Source organism: Catelliglobosispora koreensis DSM 44566, from assembly GCF_000379685.1.
GTDB lineage: Bacteria > Actinomycetota > Actinomycetes > Mycobacteriales > Micromonosporaceae > Catelliglobosispora > Catelliglobosispora koreensis.
On sequence record NZ_KB903249.1, the window covers coordinates 1236709 to 1260768 of the forward strand.

The following is a 24060-nucleotide window of genomic DNA, read 5'->3' on the forward strand; positions in this document are numbered from 1 at the left end:
ATGGGTGCGATGAGCATCAGGGCAGCGCTGGCTGCCGATCCCGAAGTCGGGGCGGGAAATGTGATGCACAAGCTCATCGAGCATGGTGCGCCATTGGACGGTCCGGGCGTGGCCTTCGACACCGACGTCGACGGGATCCCCGCTTTCCAAGAGCTGACGCTGGGACAGTTGCGGGAACGCGCCGCGGCACGGGCAGCGTGGCTTTACGAACGGGGCATCCGTTCCCGTGACCCGGTCGCCATCTACGTCTCGTCGGCCGCCGATCTCTTCCTGAACTTCCTTGGCCTGACGTGGCTCGGTGCCATTCCGGCGTTCATGAACCCCAACATTCCCGGTGACATCGCGGCCGAGTACATCCGCCGGCTCAAGGGAGTTGGCGTGCTCGCCGATGCCGCGCACCGCGAACGCCTTGCCGGGCATGACTTTGGCGTGCCATTCCTGGCCGTCGACATCAGTGACACCGGCACGGGCGACCCGGCCAAGGCGCCCACGCCCTACAAGCACCACGGTGATGACCCCATTGCCATTACCCATTCATCTGGTACGACGAGAATGCCCACCGGTGTCGTGCACTCCCACAGCAGCCTGTTCGCCGCGACCCGCCGCATTCGCCTCAACGGCCCCAAGGCGCAAGGCACCGACCGGATTATGAGCGCCCTGCCCGCCCCACACGCGGCCGGCATCATGACGCTCAACCACGCGTTGTCCAACCGTTCGCAGCTGTTGTTCCTGTCGCAGCAAAACGATGGCGCGGCGGTGATCGCGGCGATCGAGCGGTGGAAGCCGACGGGAGTCTTCGGGTTCGCGGTGACGTGGGCCGAGCTGGCGCGTTTCGACCTCAGCAAGCACGAGATGGACTCGGTGGCGTTGTGGTTCAACACCGGTGACTGCGCGCACGAGCCGCACATCAGGCACCTGGTGGCCGCGGGCTCCCGTGATGTGGTGACCCGCGAAGGAATCAAACGCCAGCCGGGATCGCATTTCGTCGACGGGCTCGGCTCGACGGAGATGGGGCATTCCGCCTTCCACATCACCCACCGCCCCGACACGAACCGCTACGGCCGCTGCGTTGGCGTTCCGCACGTGTTCGCCGAGGTCGCCTTGCTGGATGTCAAGACGGGTAAGGAAGTTCCGGTCGGGGAAGTAGGCCACTTCGGGCTCAAAGCGCCGACCCTCGCCCCGGGCTACTGGAACGACTCGGTGCAGACCTACCGCAACCGGCTCGGTGGCTACTACCTCACGGGCGACTTGCTTTACCGCGATGAGGAAGGCTACTTCTACCATGTGGACCGGGCCGTCGACGCGATCGACCTCGGCAACGGAAACTTCCTCTACACAGCCATGACCGAAGAGCGGATTCTGCGCACGATCCCGGAAGTGCACGACTGCACGGTCGTTTCCGCTGACGCCGATGGCCAAGTGGTGACCGACATTCTGCTCAACCTGCACACCGGTGCCGATCCGTCAGCCGACTACACCGAAGCCGTGCGCGCCTGCCTTACCGAAGCGGCGGCGGCCACCCTGCGCCAGGTCATCGTGGTGCCCGACGACCGGCTCATCCTCGGGCCGACCGGCAAGGTGCGCAAGTTCCTGATGCGCCAGCGGCACCTGGCCGAGATGGTCGCGAGCTGAAAGCGTTATGGCCCAGGCAACACAGGTGCCCGTCACCTTTGACGGCGCTGGCTCCGGGGAAGGACCGCTTTCCTGGGGCCAGAAAGATATTTGGCTAGCCATGTGCCGTCAGCTGAGCTGGCTGCCCATGGGCGGATGGACCCGGCTGCCCGCCGGATCCACAGTGGACACCGCGGTTGACCAATTACGCTACCTCATGGGCCGGTTTCAGCCCATGCGGACGCGCTTGCGCCTGGACGACAGCGGCGAGCCGAGCCAAGTCGTCTTCGCCTCAGGGGTAATCGATCTGGAAGTGTTCGAATCTGACGAAGGCGACGCCTTCGCCGAGTCGATTCGCCTTCGCTATCAGAACGCTGCCTTTGACTTTGAGCGTGACTGGCCGGTGCGCATGGGAGTCGTCGTGCACGAGGGCACGGCGACGCACCTGATTGCCATCATGTGCCATCTGGTGTCCGACGGGCTGGGCACCGGCTTCATGCTGGCCGATTGCGCCACGTTCAACGCCGAACCGCTGACGACCGCGCAGCCGCTGGAACAAGCGCACTGGCAGGAAACGCCGGCCGGGCAACGGCAAAACACCGCGGCGCTGCGGCACTGGGAACGAACCCTAATGGCCGTGCCGCCCCTGCGTTTCGGCGAAACGGCGGACAAGCCGCGACCACGGCACTGGCGCGGCGACTTTCGCACCCCGGCGCTGCGGCTCGCGGTGCACACGATCAGCGAACTGTCCCGGGTGGACTCGGCACAGGTGCTGCTGGCGGTGGCCGCACTGGCCATTCACCGCGCCAGCCAGATCAGCCCGGTGGCGTTGCGGCCCATGGTAAGCAACCGGTTCCGGCCGGGACTGTCCAGCGTGGTGGCGATGGTCGCCCAGTACGGGATCTGTGAGATCGGTGTGGCGGGGCTGAGTTTCAGCGAGGTCCTGGAGCAAAGCGGCCGGGTGACGATGACAGCGTACAAGCACGCCTACTACGACCCCGCTGACATGACGGCCCTCATAGAACAGGTGAAAGCGATCCGGGGACAGGAGTTCGAACCGGGCGCGTACTTCAACGATCGCCGGGCCGAAACGCGTCAGGGCTTTCCTGGACCGGTGCCCGAGCGGCAGCAAATCCTTGATGTCTTCGGCAAGGGACAGCTCGACTGGACCATCAAACAAGACGATCCGTTCGAGCCGCTCATCCTCCATGTGGACGATGCCCCGGGCGCGATGAATGTTGTGATATTCATGGATACCCATTTCATCTCGCCCAGCGTCGCTGAGTCGCTGTTGCGTGGAATGGAAGAGGTCGCCGTAGAAGCGGCGTTCGATCTGTTGCCGGGAGGGGTGCCGCATGACCGCCTTAGTGGCCGTCGCCAGCTACTTGCCCGGTGAGCAGGTGCCGATCGAGACCTTCGCGCCGAAGTTCGGCTTGACCGATATGCAGATAAAAGTCTTCCGGCGCTATCACAAGCTGGGCAACGTGCGGCGCGATCCGCAAGGCACACTGATGGATCTGCTGCGCGGCGCACTGTCGCGACTGGACGCCCTCAAAGGACAGGAACATCTGGTCCGTTACGTGATTCACCCACGGACCTTCCCGGTTGTGGTCCCGTTTCCCATGAACCCGGTTCATGAGGTGTGCCAAGAGTTCGGGCTCACCAACGCGGAAGCCTTCGCCATTAGCCACCAGGCCTGCTCCTCGGGACTGCAGGCTCTGGACCTGGCGGGCCGCCTGCTATCGGCCGACGGCGACCCAGACGCTATGGCGCTGGTGCTCGCGGGCGAGAAGGCGTTCACGGGTGAGTCACAGATGATCCCGGAAACCTCGTTCTTCGGTGAGGGTGCGTCCGCCTGCCTGGTACGCGACACCGGCCCACGCGACCGCATGCTGTCCTACGCCGCGATGCTGCGCGGTGAGTTCGACGGTGAGCTGGAGGAGGTCGCAGGCGAATTCCAGAGCGCCTACGCCGATTCGCTAGCCGACGCTGTGCTCGCCGCGATCGCCGAGGCCGGGCTAAGCGTCGAGGACATCAGGATCGTCTTGCCACACAACGTCAATGTCGTGGCGTGGCAGCGGGTGAGCAGGCGCATAAAATTCCCGCTCGACCGGGTCATACTCGAACACGTGGCCACCAACGGGCACGTGTTTTGCGCGGATGCCTTTATCAACTACCAAACCGCCGTCGCTGGCGGCATGCTAACGCCGGGGGACAGATACGTGGTGGCGGCGGCGGGAGCCGGACGGGGAGCCACCTTCTCGGCGATGGTTTTCGAGCACTAGAGGGAGTACAAGCTATGTCCGAAGTTGCCGCACCGGTTGACCCGGCCCTGCGCTCGCAGGTGGTGGAGCACATCTTCACGCTGTTGCCCCGGGTGCTGAAGCGGGAGGTGAGCACGCCGACCGAAGAGATGAACCTCATGCACGACCTGGGCATGAGCTCGACAACGGCGCTGGAGCTCGTGCTTGAGCTAGAAGAGGTGCTGGAGCGGGAGATCAGCGTGGAAGACATGAACCGGGAGGACTTTGACACGGTGGGGACTCTGGCCACATACGTCGCCGGGAACCTCATCGAGGAAGAGTGAGCATGTACGCGACGCGGCCAGCCGCTCCTGGAACCGTTCTCGAGCAGGGAACGTGGGGAATCCGGCGGGCCGCACGGCAACTGTTCGCCGAGCCGACGCAACTGTCGCATAACGACGCCCACAATGGACGGTTCCGGGAATACACCGGTGACATGCTGGCCGCGTTTGGCATGAGCCTCGGTGCGTTCGAAGGGCGGGGCCAGTCCTACGGGGAGATGGCCGAAGCCCTTATCCGGCAAGTCGTCGCGCCCGGTGAGCAAGTCGACGTGCTCGTGCTGGCCTATGCCGTGCCCGACATCGCGCCCGGGCGGGCCACCGCGACCTACCTCAGTTATGTGTGCCCGGGAAATCCGCTGGCGTTCGCCGTGACTGACCAGGGGAGCGCGGCGGCCTTCACCGGGTTGCGTCTCGTCCGCGAATACGCCAGAACCGGTGGCTGCCCACGCGGCCTGCTCCTCGTTGTGGAGCAAGCAGACCTTCCCTATGACACGGCCTCCGAGCTGCCGGCGGCTCACGCCGCCGTCGCCCTCCTGTGTGGACCCGATCCCGTCGCCGAGGTGGGCCGGATCGTCAACCGTCCCAACAGCACCCCTGTGCTGACAGCGACGGGCAAAACCATCGCCGGCCGGGCGGTCGAAGCGTCCGTTGTGGACCGTCTCGCCCCGGATGGCCAGCCCTACACGGGTGTTTGGTGGGAGCTAGCCGGGGTAATCAGCGGCCACGAGCCTGGAGATTTCGTGGTGGCTGACTTCGATCCGCAGTTGCGCTATCTGTCCACGGCGGAGATCGCGGTGCGCTGATCCCAAAGCTGGGAGACGACTTCAAAGGGCTCTGCCCCTGCCAGTGCCACGGCTGCCCGGAAGCCTTGAGGTGCCTCGACATCAGTGACTCGATGTGCGGCCGCGCCCGGGTAGCTGGTCACCATCTCACGGCGGCCTTGCACGGGAATCCTTAGCCCCTGCATGAGCCGCCCGCCGTGCGCTTTGATGACAGCTTCCTTGCGTGCCCACAGAGACGCGAAAGTGGCGGCGTGATCCGCTGACGTGGCAATGGATTCGGCCTCCCCGGGCAGGAAGAAGCGCGCCGCCATGCCCAGAGTGTCCAAGGATGGCAGCACTTCCTGCAGGTCCACACCAACAGACCTGCTCTGTGCGATCGCGACCAGGCTCAGTTCACCGGAGTGTGAAAGGCTAATCTGCGCACCCTCCAGTGACGGCTTCCCGTTGGCGCTATACGTCCACTGGACGTCCTGTGGGGCAACACCAAGCTCGGCCGCGGCGATGAGCCGTGCCGCGGCATGAGTCACCGCATAGCTTCGCTGGTCACTGGCGTCGCGAAGACCGTTGCGGCGCTTGATTTCCGCGCCGTCGAGAAATGCCGATAGCACCGCTAGTTCCGGCTGCGGAACAAGTGTGTTGATTAGCCATACCTTTACGGCATCAATGCTCATTTTCGTTACTGCCTGCCATAGCCCAAAGCCTAGCAACGATTTCCGATACTTGAGTGGATCAATATCGACGCTCTTTCGTCTGGCGATCGAAACCGTTACTCTCGGCTCAAGTGCCGCCGCTGGGGGAAGGCCTGATGGTGCTGAGCGGATGGCACCTTTTTGTCTCAGTGACGCCAGGCCTCCATCCAGCCCAATGGTGGGGAGGAGGTGCCCTTATGAAGGACGCGGTTTCGTTGCGTAGCGCCAGCCAGCTCAAGCTGGCCCGGCTCGCGAGGCGGGCAGAAGCCCAGCTCTGATGACAACGGTTGAATGAACCTCCGGGCGGCTGGGTCCTAGGCTTCCAGCCGCCCGGAGGGCTTGGCGTAAAAGGAGATCGTTCGGCGATGGTGCAGCGAATCCGGGTGGAATTCAAAGGCGAAGGCTCCGGAGAAGAAGAGCTGAGCTGGGGTCAGTGGGCGCAGTGGGGTGCGATCCAAGCCGACAAAGGCCGGGTGCTTTCAGCCGGTGGCATGATGCCGCTGGCGGCAGGAACTACCGAGCAAGAACTGGCATATCTGCTGAGCTTCATCATGAGCAGGCACGAAACGCTGCGCACGACATTGCGTTTCGAAGACGGTGTGCCACGCCAGGTCGTGCATGAGTCCGGTGAACTCGATATCGAGGTCTACGACGCGGGCGAAGGCGAAGACCCGGCGGATCTCGCGAAGGAAATCAACGACCGCTATGAGGCGCAGGGCTGGGAACTAGAACACGGTTGGCCAGTGCGCTGGGCGATCGTGCGCAAAGACGGTGTCCCAGCGCATTTCGTGGCGCTCTATAACCATTTCGTCATTGACGCCTACGGCTTTGAAGCGCTGATCGCCGATTTGCCTAATATGGACAAAGAAACGGGCCGTCAGCTCGCCCCGGTGCCCGGCCTTCAGCCCCGGGACCAGGTCGCGAAACAACGCACTCCCAACGCGTTGCGGCAAGGAGCGGCCTCGTTGCGCCACTGGGAGCAGCAGCTGCGAACCATTCCGCTCACCCAGTTTCCCCAGCAGCCGCAACCGCAGTCGCCCCGCTGGTGGCGCGCAACCTTCACTTCGCGCGCGGCCTTCCTCGCGATGGAAGTCATCGCGCAGCGGACTAAAGTCCACACCGGAACGGTCATTCTGGCGGCCTACGCCAAGGCCCTGGCCGACGTTACCGGGGTGAACACCAGCGTCATCCGGATTCTGGTGAGCAACCGGTTCCGGCCGGGCCTCAAGGATTCGGTGAGTTCGGTCGCGCAAAGCGCCCTTTGTGTCGTGGAAACCGAGCAGGAAAACTTCGATCTCGTAGTCGACAGCGCCTTTCGCAGCCAGGTGGCGGCCGGCACACATGCCTACTATGACCCGCGTGAGCTCTGGAAGCTGATCGCGAAGGTCGGGCAGGAGCGTGGGAGCGAGCCCGAAATGCGCTGCTACTACAACGACCGGCGCCGCTCTATGGCGGCGGGGGTCGAGATAACACAAGTCGCTACCAAAGAAGAAGTCATCGCCGCACTTGCAGAAAGCAAACTGCAATGGGAGCCCCCAAGCGACAATCCGAGCGCTGTCGCGTTTCTTCTTGTCAACGGAGTGCCTGACGTCCTCGACTACACCCTGATCGGCGACACGCAGCGGCTCTCACCTGCCGACATGGAGGCGTGCATGCGAGGTCTGGAAACATCTTTGATACACGGCGCTTTCGGCGACAAATAGTTGTCAACTAGCGCACTAATTAGCGACGTCCGGGCAAGCTTGACACAAGCCGACGTGAGCGTGATGCTCATTTCAGCCATCGATTTAGATGCGCTGGTTTGCGATGTTCGCAGACGGTCGTCTTTGGACAAGTCCGGATGCCGGCAAACCGTTCGCACGCCAAGGAGGTGAATATGAAGGCTGTTTCCTCTCGCGCCGTTTCCTCGCGCGGTATCAAGTCGCGCGCCGTTTCTTCGCGCGCCGTTTCCTCTCGCGCCATTAAGTCCAGCTAATCCGGGCGTGCGCGGCTGAACCAAGCCGCAGGCGGTCCTCCGGATAAGATGCATCGCCGCCTGCGGCTCACGTTGACCTCAAAAAGGATTTCCATGACGGATGACACGTCATATCCGATGACGCTCGGCCAGCTCTCGGTTTGGGTGGACGTTCAAAAGATGCCACCGGAACGGCGCTGGGAAGCGAATCTGGTCCCCTTCGTGTGGGATCTTCCGCCCGGCCACACCGAAGAAGAGGTGTGGGATGCCTTCACCGCTTTGGCGATGCGCCACGAATCGCTTCGGACAACTTATCTCGACAGCGGCGACGGGGAATTCCGCCAGCAGGTGACCTCGCACGACGCCACGAGCGCGATGGAGTCGGTCCGGCGGGGGACAGCGGACGTGTCTGAACGCGACGCGCTGGTCGACAGCGAATACCGTACGAACATTGATGTTACGGCCGCAATGCCGTGGCGTGTCTGGATCCTCACCGACGGCGGCGTGCCTGCTCACGCGATCGTGACGCTCAACCACATGGCCGCCGACGGCGTTGGCGCCCGGATCATGCAAGATGAATTGAAGGTCTTCCTCGCTGGCGATGGCGCGTCACTCGAGCCCGCGCCGACCCCGATCGAACTGGCTATCCGCCAGAACGAGGGCGAAGGGGCGAGCCGGATCCGCTCGGCTGAGCGCTTGTGGCGCAAGACGCTTGACGCGGCGCCGCGACTCACCGGTGCTGAAAAGAGTGCTGAGCGCGTTGGCGGGATTCTGCACACGGGCATTCCCACGCCACTGGCCCACGAGGGCGCCGACAAGCTTGACGTGACGCTAGCCAGTCTCATCTTGGCGGCGTATTACCGCGGCCTGCGCGAGGTCACCGGCAAACCGAAGCACCTGCTCTATCCCATGAGCAACAACCGGTTCGACGCCGAAACCAAGACGCTCGTGTCCTCTTTGAACCAGTGGGTGCCACTGCTGCTGGAGTTTGGCGACGACGAGCCGCTCACCGAGGTGGTGCAGCGGACGCACTGGAAAGCCTTCAACGCCCTCAAATACGGCTTGTGCCGCGCCAATGTCACCGTCGGCATGCGTGACGAGTTCGAGGCTGGCGGCGGCGATCCCGGGCACTACTTCAACCCGATGATCGCGAAGCCCGGCTTCCCTTCTGCCGACGTCCTCGTGCCGTCGCATGTGGAGTGGTTCGAGCCCGCGCGCGCGACCGGTCCGGGCTTCTACCTCATTGTCCGCGCGATAACGTCCGTGGACCTGGTGGTGCGCACCAACCGCCCCGGCTATGGCAAAGAGGAAATTGAAGTCTTCCTCGCGTCGCTCCAGGCGACGCTCACCGAGGCACTCGGCCTTTAACAAGAAGCCCTCCCACCAGAAGGCGGGAGGGCTCTTCGCTGGATCTATCGCTTAGGCCTTGATAGCCGCGAGAATGCCACTCCACAGCCGCTGACGGGCCGCGAGCGCCGCGTTCACCGTGTCGGCCGCTTCCTGCCACTTGACGTCATCGTCGCCACACAGATCAGCGAGCATCTGCATCGCCATCGGGGTGTGCTCTTCGCCGTCAACCTCGATGTGCCGCTCGAGGTAGTCCACGAACGTGTCGAGCTTGCCGCCCTCTTTGTTCACCTTCACCACTTGCGTGAACATGTCGGGGATGAGGTCTTCGCGCCCGAAGGCGAACGCTGCGGCCTGCGCGTGCACGGGCAGGGTCTCAATGAAACCCCAAGTCGTGCGTACGAAATCGGCCGATACCTGCGGCACGCCAGCCTGCACCAGCGCGTCGCGCACGGGCGTCTTCACCCGGAGCAGGTCAATGAACTCCTTGATGACGGTGGAGTCGGCGCCCGCCTCGTCCATACCGTTGACATAAAGCTCGAAGTGGCTAATGAAGCCCCCGCCGAGCAGGTCGCTCTCCTCAACGAGCGTGATGTCGTTGATGAGCCGGCGGCTGCCCGTAGGGCCCGTCGGAATCCACGGCAGCTCGACGCAGGTGAGGTTGCGCTGCAACGACTTCAGCAAGGACATGAAGTCCCACACCGCGAAGACGTGGTGCTCCATGAAGGTCGTGATGGCCGCGTGGGTGTCGAGGTTCGCATAGAGCGGGTGGCTGACGACTGCGGTGCGTTCGGCGTCGATCGCGGCCTTGAGGCGCTCGATGCCGGGGTGCGTCTGGCCCCAGTCATAACGAGTAGACATCCAATAACTCCTTAGACAGCTTCAGACCAGATCACTGGGCAGTAGGTGGGGTCGGCATAATCGGGACGCCCGTCCGAGGTCTTCCGGACCAGCACGTCGTGGTTGTAGGAAACGGAACTTCCGTCGCTGAGTTCGTAGTGACGGAACTGGTTCGCGCCGTCCTGCAGGTGCAGGGAAACGGCGCGGCGCGGCCGGTCGCTGCGGTTTCCAGCGCTGCCGTGATAGGTGCGGCAGTGGTGGAAACTCATGTGTCCCTTGGGAATGATCATCGGGACCTTTTTGACGACCGCGTTGTTATATTCGGCGTTGACGGTGAGCTTGACTTCCAGGTCCTCGTTGTCGCGGTCGGCGAAGTGCCGCACCGTGGTGTCATCGTTGCCGATTTCCTTCCACAGGTGACTGCCGTCCACCATCGTGATGGTGCCCATCTCCTCACCACAGTCGTGGAAAGGAATGAAGGCGGTCAGCATCCGCTCAGAGGTGCACGAGGCCCAGTAGTGCCGGTCAAAGTGCCACGGCACGATGTTGGTCGGCTCATCGGGCTTTGGTGGCTTGAGAATCAGCGTGGACTGGAAGATGCGAATCTCGCTCGCTTCGGCGAGCCTGGCCGCGACCGCTCCGATCAGTGGCTTACGCAGCAGGCGGGCCAGCGCGTCGCTTTCGTAATGCACGTAATCGTTGTGCCGCTGGACCGGCCCATTCGCGGGCTCCCAGTAGGCCAGGCGGGGCGGGCGTACCGGTAGCGTGCGATCGCGTTCGCCGTCGTAGTAGCGCTCGCTGGAAGCTACCAGCTCGTCGACTTCGGCATCGGTGAATAGTTTCTTGGATAAATACCAGCCGTGTTCGGCGTAGAAGGCGACGTCCTCATCGGAGGGGAGCAGTTCACGCTCCTCATCGGTCAGCTTCTCAAGCATCGTTGCCTCCTGCTGTGTCGGCCGCAGCCAGTTCACGCTCTTTCGCTTCGTACAGCGCCTTGATGTTCTTCGTCCCGAACGTAAGTGCGCCATGCCTTTCGATGAGTTCGAGGAACAGCGTGCGCCGGATGTGCATGGACTGGGTAAAGATTTGGTACATCTGCCCCCAGTGGTCCTCGTCCACTAGGACGGCGTGCTTGCGCAGCGCCTCGATCGGCACATCGACCGGGGTGAGGCGCTCGGAAAGCGCGTCGTAGTAGCTGGATGGCGTGCTGAGGAACCCCACTCCGCGCTGGGAGAAGGTGCTGACCGCAGCGATGATGTCCGAGGTCCGGAAGGCGATGTGCTGCACACCAGCGCCCGCGTGCCAGTCCAGGAAGTCATCGATTTGGCCGGGGCGGCGCGCCGGATCCGGTTCGATAAGGGTGAAGGTAACTTCCCGGTCTGGGCTCTGGACCACTTTGGAGTCCATACCCTGACCGCCAACCTCGATGTACTCCTCGAAGATCTCGTTGAAACCAAAGACATCCTGGTAGTACTTGGATGTCGCGGTCAGATCGCCAGCAGGCACGCAGATCGCCAGGTGGTCAATCACTTCAAGGAGTGCGTCATCACGTTCCTGGTTTTCCTGCAGTTCGATGCCAGGAAGCGTGAACCCCGTTTCAGTTCCCCGTTGCACCAGCCGGTGGATAACGTCACCGAAGCCGGAGACATAGCCGTTGCCAAGTCCTGTCGCGCCTTTGCGGACAAGCTCGGCGTACGCGCCCTGTGCGTCGTCTGTGGACAGGGCGATTACGGCGACGCCGTCACCATGGCGGCCTACATATTCCGTCGCCGGATGATCCGGCACCAGGCCCGAGGTCAGCAGCAGGTGAACGTCACCGTGCTGCAGCAGCAGCGAGCGCTGGCCGGGTAAGCCGGTCTGTGGCCCGCCTTGGCCACGGATCCGGAACCCGAATGCGGTGCAAAGGAAGTAGGCCGTCTGACGGGCATCGCCGACGTAAAACTCTAGGTGATCAACCCCGAGTATTTTCATCTGAACCTGCCTATCCGTCGATTCTTCTCGGTTCCGATTTTGGGCAAAAGCGGTCGAGAGTGATGCCCCAAATTAATTTCGATCATTCTAAATCTATCCAGCTATCAATTGAGCTTCAATCGCCCGTTCAGACTCTTGCCAAGCCGGTCACCCAATTGTTAAGAAACGGGTCTAATTGAACCCTTTCAATTTATATCGGTACGCAATTGGCCGGCAATTGCGTCAATTACCCCCCTTTACCAATACGGCTATGGCGTTTCCGGTTCCCCCCGGCACCATGGCTTGTTCAACTGAAATGATCAGTGCCTCATCCGCGTCCCCATCGCGGATGAGCAGATCAGCGACGGCAAGTCCCTCGTCAAGCCCGGGGCGTTGCGGCCCAAGGCAAATCACCGGCCCGGCCAGACCGTGCTTCGCGGCGATGTATCCAGCCACCGCGTTGGGCACGGCCTGATAGAACAACAGCGGCCCCGGCCGCTGTCCGGCGTCGACCGCCTTCGCTGTGGCTTCAGCGGTTTCCAGGTCGCCCGTCGCACTGACAATTATCACGGCGGTTCGCTCGGTGGCCGTGACTTGTTCTAGACAGCGGGCCGCGATGTGGGCCGCCAAAGGACTGAAGGCCGACACCACGAATCCGGCGAGAGCCGGCACGCTGTCGCTTTGCGACTGGGGCCAGGTCGCCTCGGACCGAGTGAGAAGACTCATGACGGCGTCCCGACAAGCAGAGCGGTGTTGGCGCCACCAAAAGCTGAATTGAGACTCAAGGCGTAGGCGGGGGTGGCCGCTAAGGGTTCGTCAACGATCAGGTTCAGGTCGCAATCCGGGTCAGCGCCAAGGAATCCGGCGTTGACCGGAAGCATGCCCTCGCGCAGGGCGAGCACGGTCGTGACCAGCTCGACGAGAGGGGAGGCTTCGAGTGACTGACCGTGCAACGACTTCGTGGAGCTGACTGGCACTGTCCCGGCAGCCGCCCCCAGGGCGAGGTTGAGCCCGCGTGCTTCCGCCACATCACTTAGCACGGATCCAGAGCCGTGCGCGTTCACATAGCCGAGCTGTTCTGGCACAAGGCCTGCCCGGCCGAGTGCGGCCGAAATCGCCCGTGCCATCCCGGATCCGTCCGGTATGGGCTGGCAAACGTGATAGGCGTCCCCGGAGCGGCCCCAGCCGCGAACGAACGCGAGTGGCTCGGCCGCCGCGGCGGACAGCACGACGGCTGCCACGCCGTCTCCTATGACGATTCCTTTGCGCCCTAGGCTGAAAGGCCGCACCTCGCCGTCAGCGGCAAGAGCCCGGCCAGCGTCAAAGAGCGCGAACTGATCCTGCTCCACGAGGTAGCCAGCCGCGACGACCACAGTGGACACATCGCCCAGGGAGATAGCGGCCGCCGCGTCGGCGACGGCGGTCGAGGCCGCCACACAAGCACTCGTATAGACCCGGCCTGGGGCGAAACCGCAGGCGCTGGCGACCGAAGCCGCGAAAGCACCAGGCAGGTGCTGTGCGTCGCGCGAGCGGGCGACCTCGGGATCGCCGTGCAGCGCTAGGAACAGGGGGATTCCTGACCGGTTGCTGAGACCCGCCTGAGCGCAGGCCGCCTCGATGACGTCGCGCAAGGTGGAGCGAAGGTCAGGCGAGCCGGGAAGGGCCGCCGCGGCATTCGCGCGACGGCCTGACACGTCAAACCTGGTGACCGGGCCAAACGAAGGCTTGCTAGACAAGACACCGGACAGGAGCGCCGCGGGGCCGAGTCCATAAGCACTGGCCACCCCCATGCCGGTGATCGCCACAGGTAACCTCACTGCGGCAGCACCTTGCTGAGCACAGAAACAGCACCGTCCACAGTGGACATTTCCACGATCTGGTCGTCGTCGAGGTCGAGGACCGCGTTGTAGCGCTGCTCCACCTGATGGATCAGCCAAGCCAGCTCAAGGGAATCGAGCTTTTCGCGCACCTGCTCGGGTGTGCGGTCACCATAGCTGGCGAGCATGGTGATGACTTCGTCGCGCGCCGGGCTCATTTTGCCGTCTTCAGCACGGACTGAGCGCGGACCAGCTTGCCGGTCGCGGTACGGGGCAACTGCTCCACCACATGGATCGCCCGTGGCCGTTTGTAGGCGGCCAGCCGCTGCGCGAGCAACGTCTCCAGGGCGGCCGCGTCGGTGGGGTCCGGCACGACGGCATAGGCTTCGATTCCGTTGTCGTAAACCACGACAGCGTTTTCCACGCCCGGAAGTGCCGCGAGCGTGTGCTCGACCTCGGTGAGGTCCACCTTCAGGCCGCCAACCGACACCTGTGAGTCGAGCCGCCCGTGAATGGTGAGCAAACCGGTCGACGCGGACACGGTGCCGGCGTCCTTGGTACGCAAGAAGCCGTCAGCCCAGCGGGAGGGATCGGACAAACCAAGGTAGGGCGAGTGCGCCATCTCGATGACAATTTCGCCTTCGTCTTCGGCAACGTTGAGGCCGGGCGCGGGCATTAGTGACGGCCGGTTCTCGCCGAAGAGATCGGTCGCGATGACACCTACCTCGGTCATGCCATACATGTTGCCAAGCGGGACGCCGTAGCGGCTCGTGAAGCGCTGCCAGACCTCGGAGCGGACGAGTTCTCCACCGGTGGTCATGCGGGCGAGCTGAGGCAGTTCTGGCGGGTTTTCCACCGACGCCAGCAGTTCGATGTGGAACGGCACGCCCAGCATGGTGGTGCGCTTGTCGCTGGAGGCCACGAGTTTGAGGATCGAGTCGACCGTCAGGCGCTCTGGGATAGCCAATTCCGTGCCCGCGTGCAGACAGTAGAGCAGGCCACCGACAAGCCCGAGCACATGCACGACAGAAGCCATCAGCACGACGCGCTCGCCCGGCTGCGGCACGCCATCAATCTTGGTGTAGCGCGCGATTTCTTCGATCAGGTTGGACGCGGTGCGGCCGATCACTTTGGACGGTCCGGTCGAACCCGAGCTGAGCTGGATCACGGCGTGCTCGGTCTCGGAGGGGCGGCCACTGTCGCGTCTCGCGGCGACGTCGGTCACCACATAGAACGCGCGCAGCCCGCCGGGGAGCGTTCCCTCGGCGGAAACGACGACTTGCGGCTCAAGGCGCGCGAGGGCCTGGTCCACTTCGTATTGGGTGAGGCGGTGGTCTAAAAGCGACACCTGGGCGCCGAGCCGCCACGCGGCCAGCAAATTGGCCACATAGGCCAGTGACGGAGGCAGCCGGAGCGCAACGGTGCCACCGGAACTCACCCCCAGGCCTTCCAGGACCGCTTGCCGTTGCTCGACTTCCCGCCGCAGTTCAGCCCGCGAAATGGGTGCTCCGACATGCAGGCAGGTTTCATCGTCCGGTCCCACGAAAAGGGTCCGGTCTACCCAAGTGCTCACAAAATTACCGCCATTACGATTGGACGCATCCCCCGCGGTGTACCGGAATTTACTGTGCCATAGAGACACTTGCAATAGTCTCTTGATCTCGCACCTATGGTACCGACGGCCCAAAAGGCGACAGTTGCAAATGCATTCCGAGAAGGCGGATCGCTTCCGCGGCAAAGATCTGATGGCTGCGCATATTGCCATGCAAGCCGTCGGCGGAATACATCGCCGGATCGCCTTCGGCCGGATGGCGGAAGCAGTCAACGTGAATGGTCCCTAGCCGACGCGAAACGTCCAAAGTGTGCGATGAAAGGATTTGCATCCTTGACGCCATGAGTTTTCTGATTTTCCCGGAGAAACAGGGTGCTTGCGAAATGTCAAAGATTCCAACGGTCATAACGAGGGCGCCCGCGGCTTGCAAAGCCAGCACCATCTCGGTTATCGCCGTGTCCACGGCCGCTGGCTTGTAAGCCACACCCATGGCGTCATTCGCTCCACAAACGACCAAAGCCAGATCGGGGGCGAATGCCACCGCGCGGTCGAGCTGCGTTGCCAGTACTTCGGCCGCCCGCAGCTCGCGTTCGCCGAGATTCAGATAGCTAAGGCGGGGCTGTATCGCCCGCAGTTCCGCGGCGATCCGGTCGCACCATGGCAGCGGGCTATAGCCGGGGACCGGGTCTCCGATCCCTTGCGCCACACTGTCTCCCAGCACGGCGAACCGTTTCCACGGATGGCCACGCAAGAGCCGCGCCGCCTCACCGGCCCGCAGGCAATGGGGATCCTCAGCCTCGATCATTCGACGATGATGGGTTCCGAGTCCGTTCCGACACCACTGATGGTCGCGCTGATCACAACGGGACCAGCCGAGGCGGGAACGGTGATGCCAAAGCTGGTGCTGGCCTGGCCGGTGCCGATGGTGACGGACACGGGCAAGATGACCGAAGGGTTGTCACTGCCAACGGCGACACCGAGGTCGGTGGGCGCCGGGCCGGAAACGGTGACGGTGCAATCGAAACTGGCTCCTAGCGTGGCCCTGTCCGGGCAGCTCAAGCTGAGGCTGAGGCTGACTGCTTGCGTCGTGACCACCGCGCCGGGTGTCTTCTTCGACGCGGACGGCTTGACCGAAGGTGAAGCTGAAGTGGACTCCGCGGCCGAAGGGGCCACGGAGGGTGCAGCGGTGTTGACTACGGGAACCGGCCGTGGGCTTCGCGTCGGCAGCGTGGTGCCCGGTTCCTGCTGGCGCCCCAGCAGGATGACGGCGGTCGTCGTGATGACAATGACCAGAACACCTGTCGTTACTGCTAGACCAACTTGAAACCGGTTCCACGCAAGGAAATCTTCGTCGTTAATTGGAGGCACCCACTATGGCGGAAGGCTTGCCGAGCAATGACTTCTGCACTTTAAGGGTGTACGTGAACGCCCCAGCGGGCAGGCCCTCCATCCGCACGTTGACGTATTGCCCGGCATCGGTGGGATATGCGGTCGCTCCGGTTGGTTTTTCCTTGCCGTTGAAGAAGGAGACAACGGAGCCGCTGTTGGACAGGCGGCGCATCCGGTCGGTGTTGCCGTGACTCCAGGCGCCCCAGAACGCCTGGGCATAGCCGGCCGCGTCGTTGGGGTACTGAGTTTTGTCCAGCAATGCTTCGGTTACTGCCGTTGGGTGTCCAATTTGGCTGTTCTGCAAGCGAATCGTGGCCTCATCGCCATGCACGTTGCGGTAGATGCACTTGGTGTATCCCGAACCGTCCGGATTGCACGACACATACGTGTTCCACTCTCCGTTGGGCGTGCCCATGCCCCCGATCTGCAAAGCGGCGCCCTGGTTGGCCAGCTGGTTGATCCGGCTGGTGTTCTTAGCGCTCCACGCTTGCAGCAAGGCTTTGGTGTAGTCCTTGGCGTTGCCGGGATAGGTCGGCCCGGTATCGTCTCCGGGCGTCTTTGACGGGCTTGCCGTAGCGGTCTCGGTCGCCGCAGGCGTAGCCGAACCGCCGGCGCTGGTCGCGACCGACGGCACCGCTTGCGGATCGGCCTTCTTGCCGCAGCCCGACACCAGTAGCGCGAAAAGTACAACGGCGACAGCACTAGCCCTCATGGCCGCGAGAATATGGCCAGGTCTGCCGCCGTCTTAACGCTTGGTCATAAACCCGACGCGGCTCAGCCGAGCCACGAGCGGGCGGCAGCGGTCATCGCCGTGATTCCAGTTTGGAGGGTCGGCTCCAATACGGGTGCGAAGTAGGGCGAATGGTTGTTGGCCACGTCGGCTTCCAGCCTGCCTTCCGCTTCAGCTTTGGCATAAAGCTGCGGATCCGTCGCCCCGGTAAACCAGAAGAAGGAGGGTACGCCAGCGGCACGCCCAAAGGTGCCAAAGTCTTCGGCACCCATGATGGGCCGGTGGTCGTGGACGGCGTCGTCGCCGAGTGCGGCCCGCAGCGCCGCGCTCGTGTGCTCCGTCGCTTTTGGATCGTTGAAGAGCACGGGATAGCTGCCCTTGTGCACGATCTCGGGTTCGCGTGTCGCGCCGGACGCGGCCGCCTCGGCGCGCACGATGCGGTGCATGCCAGCGATCAGTTTGTCTCGCGTCTCAGCGGTGTAGCTGCGCATGGTCACCCGAAGCTCGGCCTCCGCCGCGATGATGTTGGACGCCGTGCCCGCGTGCAGGTAACCCACCGTGAACACGGCCGGGTCGATCGCGGCGATCTCACGCGACACGATCGTCTGCAAGCGCATGACGGTGGACGCGGCCATGATCACGGGGTCGATCGTGGATTCGGGTGCCGAGCCATGTCCACCGCGCCCGAACAGCTTGATGTGGTAGGCGTCGGTGGCGGCCATGAAGTTGCCCGAGCGCACGCCGGCCGTGCCGGAGGCGATCGGGGTCAGGTGCTGTCCTAAGGCGACATTCGGGGTGCCGAAGCGGTCGAAGAGGCCGTCGTCGACCATGGCTTGCGCTCCGTTGCCGCCTTCTTCGGCGGGCTGAAATACCGCCATGACCGTGCCAGACCACTCGGCACCGGTGCGGCTCAGCTCTTCCAGAGTGCCGAGCAGCCAGGTGACGTGCATGTCGTGGCCGCAGGCGTGCATGACCCCCGGGCTGAGGCTGGCATATGGCAGGTCTGTTCGTTCGGTGAGCGGCAGCGCGTCCATGTCGGCTCGCAACAGGACGGTTGGCCCCGGCCCGTTGCGCAGCATGGCGACGACACCGGTGCCGCCAATGCCAGTGGTGACTTCGCAGCCGGCGGCACGGGCGCGCTCCGCGGCGGTCGCCGCGGTCTCGTGCTCGGCATATCCCAGCTCGGGGTGGGCGTGCAGATGACGGTAAAGATCCGCGAGGGTGTCGGGCATAAGCCTCACCCTAGGCTCCGTCGCGGAACTTTTCGCCCAGTGAAGTTAGTGAATGCAGCACCTGGTCGTCGCGCCGGTTTGTCGCGACGAGCCCGGCTTGGCGCAGCAAGGTGAGCTGATGATTGGCGTGCGCGGCCGGCAGCTTCACCCGCTGAGCGACCTCCGCCGTCGTGGCGCCTTCGCCGAGGGCGGCCAGGACCGCCGCTCGCGTGCGGCCCAGCATCGTGGCCAGGCCACCGCGTTTCGCCGGCTCCAGCATGCCTGCCGGATCGCTCGCGGCCGGGAACACGAGGGTCGGCGGCTGATCCTGGTGGACGATGTCGGTGAGCAGCATCGGGCGCTCGCCCAGCAGCAACGATGGCACGAGGTTGAGCCCGCGGCCGGAAAGGTAGATGTCGGCGTCCTCATCGACCAGGAGCTCAAGGACCGGCGGCTGCCAGTGAACCAGCGGGCTAAGTGTCGTGAGCAGACGCTCCAGGCCGCCTTCGAGCATGAGCCGGCCTTTGCTCATGCGCGCGGCCTGCAACTGATCGGAGATCCGGGTCCAGTGCGGCTCTACCAGGGTGCGATAGGACACGCGCGCGGCCCGGGCAAGCGCCTGCCGCCCGTGGCCATCGTTATCGGCGATGCGCCAGACCGTGTTTGGCAGGTGGGTGAACGAGCAAGTGTAGGCCAGCTCAGCGCGCACGTGGGCCGGCTGCATCGCCATCAGGGCGTCGATTCCCTGCTCGAACGTCGCGGCCTCGCCGGTCAGGCTCCATAGGTCGACGCCGAGGGCGTCTGCCGGCAGCAACGCGAGCAGGGGACGCATCTCGGGGGTGAGGTTTCGGACCGCTCGTTCATGCCAGGGACTTAACCGGACTTTCGTACCATAGCGGCGGATCATCCAGAGGCCGAACATCGTTTCGGCCAACGGCCCTAGCGTGGATGCGACCCTGGTCCGGGCCATATCCTCAGCCGTGAAATGAATGCGCCACCCCATGATGCCCCTTGCGAGATCCCCCTGCATCGCAAAGCGTCGCAGGTTCCCCGCTTTTTCGCACCCCTGCCGAAGAGCTGATTTTTGATCAGAGGGCCGGCGGCTGGTTTCGCTGACGGGACAAAATCAGATCGAGCACGAGGCCGGTCCATCCAGTTTGGTGCCACGCACCCAGGGCCGCACCGGTGTCGCCGTTGAAGTATTCGGGGAAGACCAGCAACGATTCCCAGTCGGGGTGCCCGGCGATCCGTGGCTGATCAGTCCAGATGGGACGGACACCATCGCTGCCGGGAAGGAAAAGCGAGATCAGCCGGTCTGACAAATTGTCGGCGATTTGATGCAGGGTTAACTTCTCACCGGACCGCGTGGGGAAGTCGAAGCGCAGGTCATCGTGGTAAAAGGTGCCGAACTGCCGCAAGGCGCCAAGCAAAAGATAATTTATGGGGTACCAGATGGGCCCGCGCCAGTTTGAATTGCCGCCAAAAGTGCCCGTCTGTGACTCAGCCGGTTCATAGCCGATGGTGAAGTTCGTTTCGCCGAGACGGACCGAGAACGGTTCGGTGAGGTGCCCACGTGACAGGGTGCGCAGGCCGTGTGGCGACAGGAACTCCTCCGGGTCGAACAGGCGCGCCAGCAATCGTGCCCGCCGCGACGGGCTGACCGCTGAGAGCAGCCGTTGCTGCTGCCCGTCGCGTGAGATGCGCCGCTCCCCGAGCACGGCGACGAACTCGGGCCGTTCACTGAGGAACCAGCGCAACCTGGCGGCCAGTTCCGGCAAGCGCACGAGCGTCACCGAACTCAGGGTCGTCGTGGCACATAGGGGCAGCAGGCCGACGATCGAGCGCACCTTCATCGGCACCGTCTTGCCGTCGGGCTGTCTAATGTGGTCATAGGAGAAGCCGTCCGCGTCATCCCACAGCTCACGGGCCGCGTTGGCGATGAAGGCGAAGTGCTCGAAGAATTTCGTCGCGATGTCGGCCCACACCGGATCCCAGGTCGCCAGGACAAGTGACATCTCAAGCAGGTTCAGGGCATACATGGCCATCCACGCCGTGCTGTCGGACTGTTCCAGCGTCCCGGCGACGGGCAGCGCGGCTGACCGGTCAAACGGCCCGATGTTGTCCAGGCCGAGGAAACCACCCTCGAACAGGTTGTTGCCGTCGGAGTCCTTGCGGTTGACCCACCAGGTGAAGTTCAGCATCAGTTTGTGCATGACCTGGCTGAGGAAGACGTAATCACGGGACCCGTCGAGCTCGAAGACTTTCAGCGCGGCCCACGCGTGCACGGGCGGGTTCACATCACCGAAGGCCCACTCATAGGCCGGGATCTGACCGTTGGGATGCAGATACCAGTCCTTGAGCAGCAACAGCATCTGCTCCTTGGCGAACTGCGGGTCGACCCGGGCGATCGCGACACAGTGAAACGCCAGATCCCACGCCGCGTACCACGGGTACTCCCACTTGTCCGGCATGGAGATGACATCGAAGCTGCTCATGTGCCGCCAGGACGCGTTGCGGCCGTGCTTTCGCGCCTCGGGCGGCGGTGCCGAGGCCGGGTCGCCATCGAGCCAGCGGGCGACATCGAAGTGGTAGAACTGCTTGGACCACATCAGGCCGGCGACCGCGGCACGCGCGAGTTTGACTTCCTCCGGGGGAGTGCCCGCGGGGATCAGCTCGGCGAAATACTGATCCGCTTCGGCTTGGCGTGTGCTGATGACGTCGTCGAAATCTCCGCCCGGGGCGCCCTGAGTGATGCGGATCTTTATCTCCCGCTGGCCGCCCGCTGGGACATCCAGCACGTAGTGCAGTGCTCCCTTAGTACCCACTGATTGGGGGTTAATGGTTTGAGCACCATGAATCACATGGTCGTTAATCCCGTCCTTGGGATAGGGCGACCGGTTAGGCAGACCCCAGAGCTTCTCCGCGTTGGTTTCGTTGTCGCACAACAGCGCCGCTGGCTCGCCCTCACCGGACACCGTCAGCGAGCCGAAGATCTTGTGCTGTCCCTTTAGGACGCCCGTGGCACCTTGAATGAGCGGCCGGTCTTCGCGGCCCGGCAGGCCCCACGCCCACGTGTTGCGGAACCACAGCGTCGGAAGCACGTGCAGAGTCGCCGCCTCCGGCCCTCTATTCGCGACAGTGATGCGAGCACAGATGTCGGTCGGGCCCGCCTTGGCGTAGTCGACCGTGATCGCCCAATACCGGTCCTCGTCGAAGACACCGGTGTCGAGCAGCTCGAATTCCGGCACATCGCGGCCGCGTTCCTGGTTGGCCGAAACCAGCTCCCCATAAGGAAACTCACGTTGCGGGTAGTGGTAGCGCCAGGTCATCCAGGAATGGGTGGGGGTGGAGTCCACGTACCACCAGTACTCCTTGGCGTCCTCGCCGTGGTTGCCCTCATGGCCGGTCAGCCCGAAGATCCGCTCCTTGAGGATCGGATCGTTGCCGTTCCACAGGGCGAGCCCGAAGCAGAACGTCTGGCGGTCATCGCAGATGCCGGCCAGGCCGTCTTCGTTCCAGCGGTAGGTGCGCGAGCGGGCGTGATCGTGCGGGAAATATTCCCATGCCTCGCCCCACTCGCTGTAATCCTCCCGGACGGTGCCCCAGGCCCGCTCAGACACGTAGGGTCCCCAGGCGCGCCACTTTTCCTCACGGAGGCTGGCCGAGCGCACACGGAGCAGTTCGGGATTCATCCACTATTCGTAGCGCATCATGAGTGGGTGCGCATCGAGTTCGGATCTCAGGTTTGCACCCGCCTTGCCGAGGGCACCGCCCGCGAGTGGCTCGTGCCCGACGGTTTAGGCGGTTACGCCATGGGAACCGTGAGCGGGCTTCGCACCCGCCGCTACCACGGGCTTCTCATGGTCGCGGGGAAAACTCCCGCCACCCGGACACTCGCCTTAGCGGCGCTCGATCCCCTGGTGAACGGGGTCAGACTGGCCACACACGAGTGGGCCGACGCGACGATCGCGCCACAGGGCCATATATATCTAGAAAATTTCACGCTTGTTAATGGCTTGCCCCGCTGGCGATGGCGCCTCGGCGAAACCGTTATAGAGCGCGAACTTGCGATGTGGCACGGGCACGCGTGTGTCGCCGTGGTGCACCGGCTGCTCGCGGGGGGACCGGTCACGCTCGAGCTGGAAGCCTTGTGCGCGTGGCGCGACCAGCACGGCGAACAGCAAGTCGCCGAAGGCGTTCTTGAGCATTACTCACTTCGCGGTCCACAGTGGACACCGGACGGCACGTGGCTCAAAGGAGTGCACTATCGCGCCGAAGCGGAGCGGGGCTACACCGCCACGGAGGACCTTCTGCTCGCGGGACGGTTCTCAGCGGTTTTGGAGCGTCCCGGTGACGTGGCCGAAGTCGTTGCCTGGCACGGCTCCCTCGACCCGCCGCCGGCCGTGGACATCATCGCCTCAGCGCACACGCGCAACGCCCGCTTCGGCTCGCTGGAGCTGGCCGCCGACGCGTTCATCGTGCGCGGGCCCGACGTCGTCGCCGGCTATCCGTGGTTCGGGGCGTGGTCGCGCGACACCATGACCGCATACGAAGGACTGTTTCTGAGCACAGGGCGGTTCGGGGAAGGGCGCCGGCTGCTGCAGACCTACGCGGGGACCTTGAGCGAGGGCATGCTCGCCAACACCTCTGACGGTGGCGTTACCGGATACAACACCGCTGACGCGACGCTGTGGTTCATCCACGCCGTCGACCGGCACGCGACCGTCGCTCACGATGGCGCGCTGCTGGCCGAGTTGCGTCCCGCGCTCGATCAGGTCCTCAAGGCACACCTGAACGGCACTCGCTTTGGCATCAAGTGCGATCCCGCTGACGCACTGCTCGCCCAAGGCGCTCCGGGCGAGGCGCTGACGTGGATGGACGCCCGCGTCGACGGCGAGCCGGTCACCCCGCGGCGTGGCAAGGCCGTCGACATCAATGCCTTGTGGTGCAACGCTTTGGCCGTGCTGGGCCACCCACTGTGGCAAACTGCCGTGGCCTCGTTTCGCCGCACCTTCGCCCCATCGGTAACCGCCCGCCTGACCGGAATCAAACCGGGCCGCTGGCTGCCCGACACGACCGGCGACCCGGCCCTGCGGCCCAACCAGCTGCTGGCCTATTCGCTGCCGCACGCGCCCATGGCACCGGACCCGGTGGTCCTGCGAGCCATCGGGGAGAAGCTGCTGACGCCGATGGGTATGCGCAGCCTGGCTCCTTCTGATCCCTCGTACCGGGGCCAGCACCGCGGGACGTTGAAGGAACGCGACGCCGCCTATCACCAAGGGACCGTCTGGCCGTGGCTCATCGGTCCTTTCGCGACGGCCAGCCACCTTGCCGGGCTGCCCGTCGACGGGCTCCTGACCGCCCTGATGGCGCACCGCCAGGATTACGGGCTGCTTTCTGTCAGTGAAACTTTTGACGGCGACGCGCCACATCTGGCCACGGGATGCCCCTTTCAAGCGTGGAGCGTGGCGGAATTACTCCGCAGTAACAGGCTGTAACGATCACGAAACTTAAGTTCCGGACAGCGGTAATGCGCGTCAGACATGATGTGTCTAACCCCGACGATGCGTGGCACCTCTTCACAGGTGCCTATCGGCGTATACC

22 protein-coding genes are annotated in these 24060 nt (G+C 63.9%); 8 read left to right on the forward strand and 14 right to left on the reverse strand.

What is annotated here, in order from left to right; genetic code table 11:
- Genes A3E1_RS0105650 through A3E1_RS39100 form a run of 5 tightly spaced genes read left to right on the forward strand, consistent with a single transcriptional unit; the run spans position 1 to position 4998 of the window.
- Entirely contained in the window at positions 1–1632 is a 1632-nt protein-coding gene (locus A3E1_RS0105650; protein WP_020519774.1) for a class I adenylate-forming enzyme family protein, read from the forward strand.
- Between the two features lie 7 nt (positions 1633–1639).
- The gene (locus A3E1_RS0105655; protein WP_020519775.1) at positions 1640–3007 is read left to right on the forward strand and encodes a condensation domain-containing protein; all 1368 of its coding nucleotides are present in this window, start codon (positions 1640–1642) and stop codon (positions 3005–3007) included.
- A complete protein-coding gene (locus A3E1_RS0105660; protein WP_026208122.1) occupies positions 2967–3896 on the forward strand; it encodes a 3-oxoacyl-[acyl-carrier-protein] synthase III C-terminal domain-containing protein in 930 nt (309 codons plus the stop codon). Before A3E1_RS0105655 ends, A3E1_RS0105660 begins: the two co-directional genes overlap by 41 nt.
- 14 nt (positions 3897–3910) lie before the next feature.
- The gene (locus tag A3E1_RS0105665) at positions 3911–4198 is read left to right on the forward strand and encodes a phosphopantetheine-binding protein (RefSeq protein WP_020519777.1); all 288 of its coding nucleotides are present in this window, start codon (positions 3911–3913) and stop codon (positions 4196–4198) included.
- A gap of 2 nt (positions 4199–4200) precedes the next feature.
- Positions 4201–4998, forward strand: coding sequence for a hypothetical protein (locus A3E1_RS39100; RefSeq protein WP_020519778.1), 798 nt, complete (start codon positions 4201–4203; stop codon positions 4996–4998).
- Here A3E1_RS39100 and A3E1_RS39105 read toward each other — a convergent pair.
- Positions 4965–5648: a 4'-phosphopantetheinyl transferase family protein gene (locus tag A3E1_RS39105; protein ID WP_020519779.1), complete on the reverse strand. Its 684-nt coding sequence runs from the start codon at positions 5646–5648 to the stop codon at positions 4965–4967. The two genes, A3E1_RS39100 and A3E1_RS39105, sit on opposite strands and share 34 nt — an antisense overlap.
- A 383-nt stretch (positions 5649–6031) precedes the next feature.
- Between A3E1_RS39105 and A3E1_RS0105685 the strand changes: the two genes are divergently transcribed.
- Both A3E1_RS0105685 and A3E1_RS0105690 read left to right on the forward strand, forming a co-directional pair.
- Positions 6032–7369, forward strand: a complete 1338-nt coding sequence (locus A3E1_RS0105685) for a condensation domain-containing protein (protein ID WP_020519780.1) — start codon at positions 6032–6034, stop codon at positions 7367–7369.
- Between the two features lie 365 nt (positions 7370–7734).
- Positions 7735–8988 (forward strand): condensation domain-containing protein, encoded by a 1254-nt coding sequence (locus A3E1_RS0105690; RefSeq protein ID WP_020519781.1) that lies wholly within the window; start codon positions 7735–7737, stop codon positions 8986–8988.
- 51 nt (positions 8989–9039) lie between these two features.
- Here A3E1_RS0105690 and A3E1_RS0105695 read toward each other — a convergent pair whose 3' ends face one another.
- The 13 genes from A3E1_RS0105695 to A3E1_RS0105755 form a co-directional block, all read right to left on the reverse strand.
- Positions 9040–9828 carry a DUF3050 domain-containing protein gene (locus A3E1_RS0105695; RefSeq protein ID WP_020519782.1) on the reverse strand — a complete coding sequence of 263 codons (789 nt, stop codon included), beginning with the start codon at positions 9826–9828 and terminating at the stop codon, positions 9040–9042.
- Positions 9829–9839: 11 nt separating this feature from the next.
- Entirely contained in the window at positions 9840–10742 is a 903-nt protein-coding gene (locus A3E1_RS0105700) for a phytanoyl-CoA dioxygenase family protein (protein ID WP_020519783.1), read from the reverse strand.
- Positions 10735–11778, reverse strand: a complete 1044-nt coding sequence (hppD, locus tag A3E1_RS0105705) for a 4-hydroxyphenylpyruvate dioxygenase (RefSeq protein WP_020519784.1) — start codon at positions 11776–11778, stop codon at positions 10735–10737. The genes A3E1_RS0105700 and hppD overlap by 8 nt, the downstream gene beginning before the upstream one ends.
- A gap of 222 nt (positions 11779–12000) precedes the next feature.
- Positions 12001–12483, reverse strand: a complete 483-nt coding sequence (locus A3E1_RS0105710; protein ID WP_020519785.1) for a beta-ketoacyl synthase chain length factor — start codon at positions 12481–12483, stop codon at positions 12001–12003.
- Positions 12480–13547, reverse strand: coding sequence for a beta-ketoacyl synthase N-terminal-like domain-containing protein (locus A3E1_RS0105715; protein ID WP_040390575.1), 1068 nt, complete (start codon positions 13545–13547; stop codon positions 12480–12482). The genes A3E1_RS0105710 and A3E1_RS0105715 overlap by 4 nt, the downstream gene beginning before the upstream one ends.
- Positions 13548–13570: 23 nt before the next feature.
- Positions 13571–13792, reverse strand: coding sequence for a hypothetical protein (locus A3E1_RS0105720; protein ID WP_020519787.1), 222 nt, complete (start codon positions 13790–13792; stop codon positions 13571–13573).
- Entirely contained in the window at positions 13789–15147 is a 1359-nt protein-coding gene (locus tag A3E1_RS0105725) for a class I adenylate-forming enzyme family protein (RefSeq protein WP_040390341.1), read from the reverse strand. Before A3E1_RS0105725 ends, A3E1_RS0105720 begins: the two co-directional genes overlap by 4 nt.
- Before the next feature lie 94 nt (positions 15148–15241).
- Positions 15242–15931 carry an SGNH/GDSL hydrolase family protein gene (locus A3E1_RS0105730; protein WP_020519789.1) on the reverse strand — a complete coding sequence of 230 codons (690 nt, stop codon included), beginning with the start codon at positions 15929–15931 and terminating at the stop codon, positions 15242–15244.
- Positions 15928–16494, reverse strand: a complete 567-nt coding sequence (locus A3E1_RS0105735; RefSeq protein WP_020519790.1) for a hypothetical protein — start codon at positions 16492–16494, stop codon at positions 15928–15930. Before A3E1_RS0105735 ends, A3E1_RS0105730 begins: the two co-directional genes overlap by 4 nt.
- Positions 16481–17227 (reverse strand): hypothetical protein, encoded by a 747-nt coding sequence (locus tag A3E1_RS0105740; RefSeq protein ID WP_020519791.1) that lies wholly within the window; start codon positions 17225–17227, stop codon positions 16481–16483. The genes A3E1_RS0105735 and A3E1_RS0105740 overlap by 14 nt, the downstream gene beginning before the upstream one ends.
- 62 nt (positions 17228–17289) lie before the next feature.
- Entirely contained in the window at positions 17290–18477 is a 1188-nt protein-coding gene (locus tag A3E1_RS0105745) for an amidohydrolase (RefSeq protein WP_020519792.1), read from the reverse strand.
- Positions 18478–18487: 10 nt separating this feature from the next.
- Entirely contained in the window at positions 18488–19288 is an 801-nt protein-coding gene (locus A3E1_RS0105750) for a winged helix-turn-helix domain-containing protein (protein ID WP_169454369.1), read from the reverse strand.
- Positions 19289–19544: 256 nt separating this feature from the next.
- On the reverse strand, positions 19545–22148 hold the full coding sequence (locus tag A3E1_RS0105755; RefSeq protein ID WP_020519794.1) for an MGH1-like glycoside hydrolase domain-containing protein: 2604 nt from the start codon (positions 22146–22148) through the stop codon (positions 19545–19547).
- Between the two features lie 27 nt (positions 22149–22175).
- Between A3E1_RS0105755 and A3E1_RS0105760 the strand changes: the two genes are divergently transcribed.
- Positions 22176–23954 carry an amylo-alpha-1,6-glucosidase gene (locus A3E1_RS0105760; RefSeq protein WP_020519795.1) on the forward strand — a complete coding sequence of 593 codons (1779 nt, stop codon included), beginning with the start codon at positions 22176–22178 and terminating at the stop codon, positions 23952–23954.
- Positions 23955–24060: the final 106 nt, after the last annotated feature.

Excerpts from the sequence above, each read along its gene's own strand:
- A3E1_RS0105650 (WP_020519774.1), top strand. The coding sequence starts at position 1 with ATGGGTGCGATGAGCATCAGGGCAGCGCTGGCTGCCGATCCCGAAGTC.
- A3E1_RS0105655 (WP_020519775.1), top strand. The coding sequence starts at position 1,640 with ATGGCCCAGGCAACACAGGTGCCCGTCACCTTTGACGGCGCTGGCTCC.
- A3E1_RS0105660 (WP_026208122.1), top strand. The coding sequence starts at position 2,967 with ATGACCGCCTTAGTGGCCGTCGCCAGCTACTTGCCCGGTGAGCAGGTG.
- A3E1_RS0105665 (WP_020519777.1), top strand. The coding sequence starts at position 3,911 with ATGTCCGAAGTTGCCGCACCGGTTGACCCGGCCCTGCGCTCGCAGGTG.
- A3E1_RS39100 (WP_020519778.1), top strand. The coding sequence starts at position 4,201 with ATGTACGCGACGCGGCCAGCCGCTCCTGGAACCGTTCTCGAGCAGGGA.
- A3E1_RS39105 (WP_020519779.1), bottom strand. The coding sequence starts at position 5,648 with ATGAGCATTGATGCCGTAAAGGTATGGCTAATCAACACACTTGTTCCG.
- A3E1_RS0105685 (WP_020519780.1), top strand. The coding sequence starts at position 6,032 with ATGGTGCAGCGAATCCGGGTGGAATTCAAAGGCGAAGGCTCCGGAGAA.
- A3E1_RS0105690 (WP_020519781.1), top strand. The coding sequence starts at position 7,735 with ATGACGGATGACACGTCATATCCGATGACGCTCGGCCAGCTCTCGGTT.
- A3E1_RS0105695 (WP_020519782.1), bottom strand. The coding sequence starts at position 9,828 with ATGTCTACTCGTTATGACTGGGGCCAGACGCACCCCGGCATCGAGCGC.
- A3E1_RS0105700 (WP_020519783.1), bottom strand. The coding sequence starts at position 10,742 with ATGCTTGAGAAGCTGACCGATGAGGAGCGTGAACTGCTCCCCTCCGAT.
- hppD (WP_020519784.1), bottom strand. The coding sequence starts at position 11,778 with ATGAAAATACTCGGGGTTGATCACCTAGAGTTTTACGTCGGCGATGCC.
- A3E1_RS0105710 (WP_020519785.1), bottom strand. The coding sequence starts at position 12,483 with ATGAGTCTTCTCACTCGGTCCGAGGCGACCTGGCCCCAGTCGCAAAGC.
- A3E1_RS0105715 (WP_040390575.1), bottom strand. The coding sequence starts at position 13,547 with ATGGGGGTGGCCAGTGCTTATGGACTCGGCCCCGCGGCGCTCCTGTCC.
- A3E1_RS0105720 (WP_020519787.1), bottom strand. The coding sequence starts at position 13,792 with ATGAGCCCGGCGCGCGACGAAGTCATCACCATGCTCGCCAGCTATGGT.
- A3E1_RS0105730 (WP_020519789.1), bottom strand. The coding sequence starts at position 15,931 with ATGATCGAGGCTGAGGATCCCCATTGCCTGCGGGCCGGTGAGGCGGCG.
- A3E1_RS0105740 (WP_020519791.1), bottom strand. The coding sequence starts at position 17,227 with ATGAGGGCTAGTGCTGTCGCCGTTGTACTTTTCGCGCTACTGGTGTCG.
- A3E1_RS0105745 (WP_020519792.1), bottom strand. The coding sequence starts at position 18,477 with ATGCCCGACACCCTCGCGGATCTTTACCGTCATCTGCACGCCCACCCC.
- A3E1_RS0105750 (WP_169454369.1), bottom strand. The coding sequence starts at position 19,288 with ATGCGTCCCCTGCTCGCGTTGCTGCCGGCAGACGCCCTCGGCGTCGAC.
- A3E1_RS0105755 (WP_020519794.1), bottom strand. The coding sequence starts at position 22,148 with ATGAATCCCGAACTGCTCCGTGTGCGCTCGGCCAGCCTCCGTGAGGAA.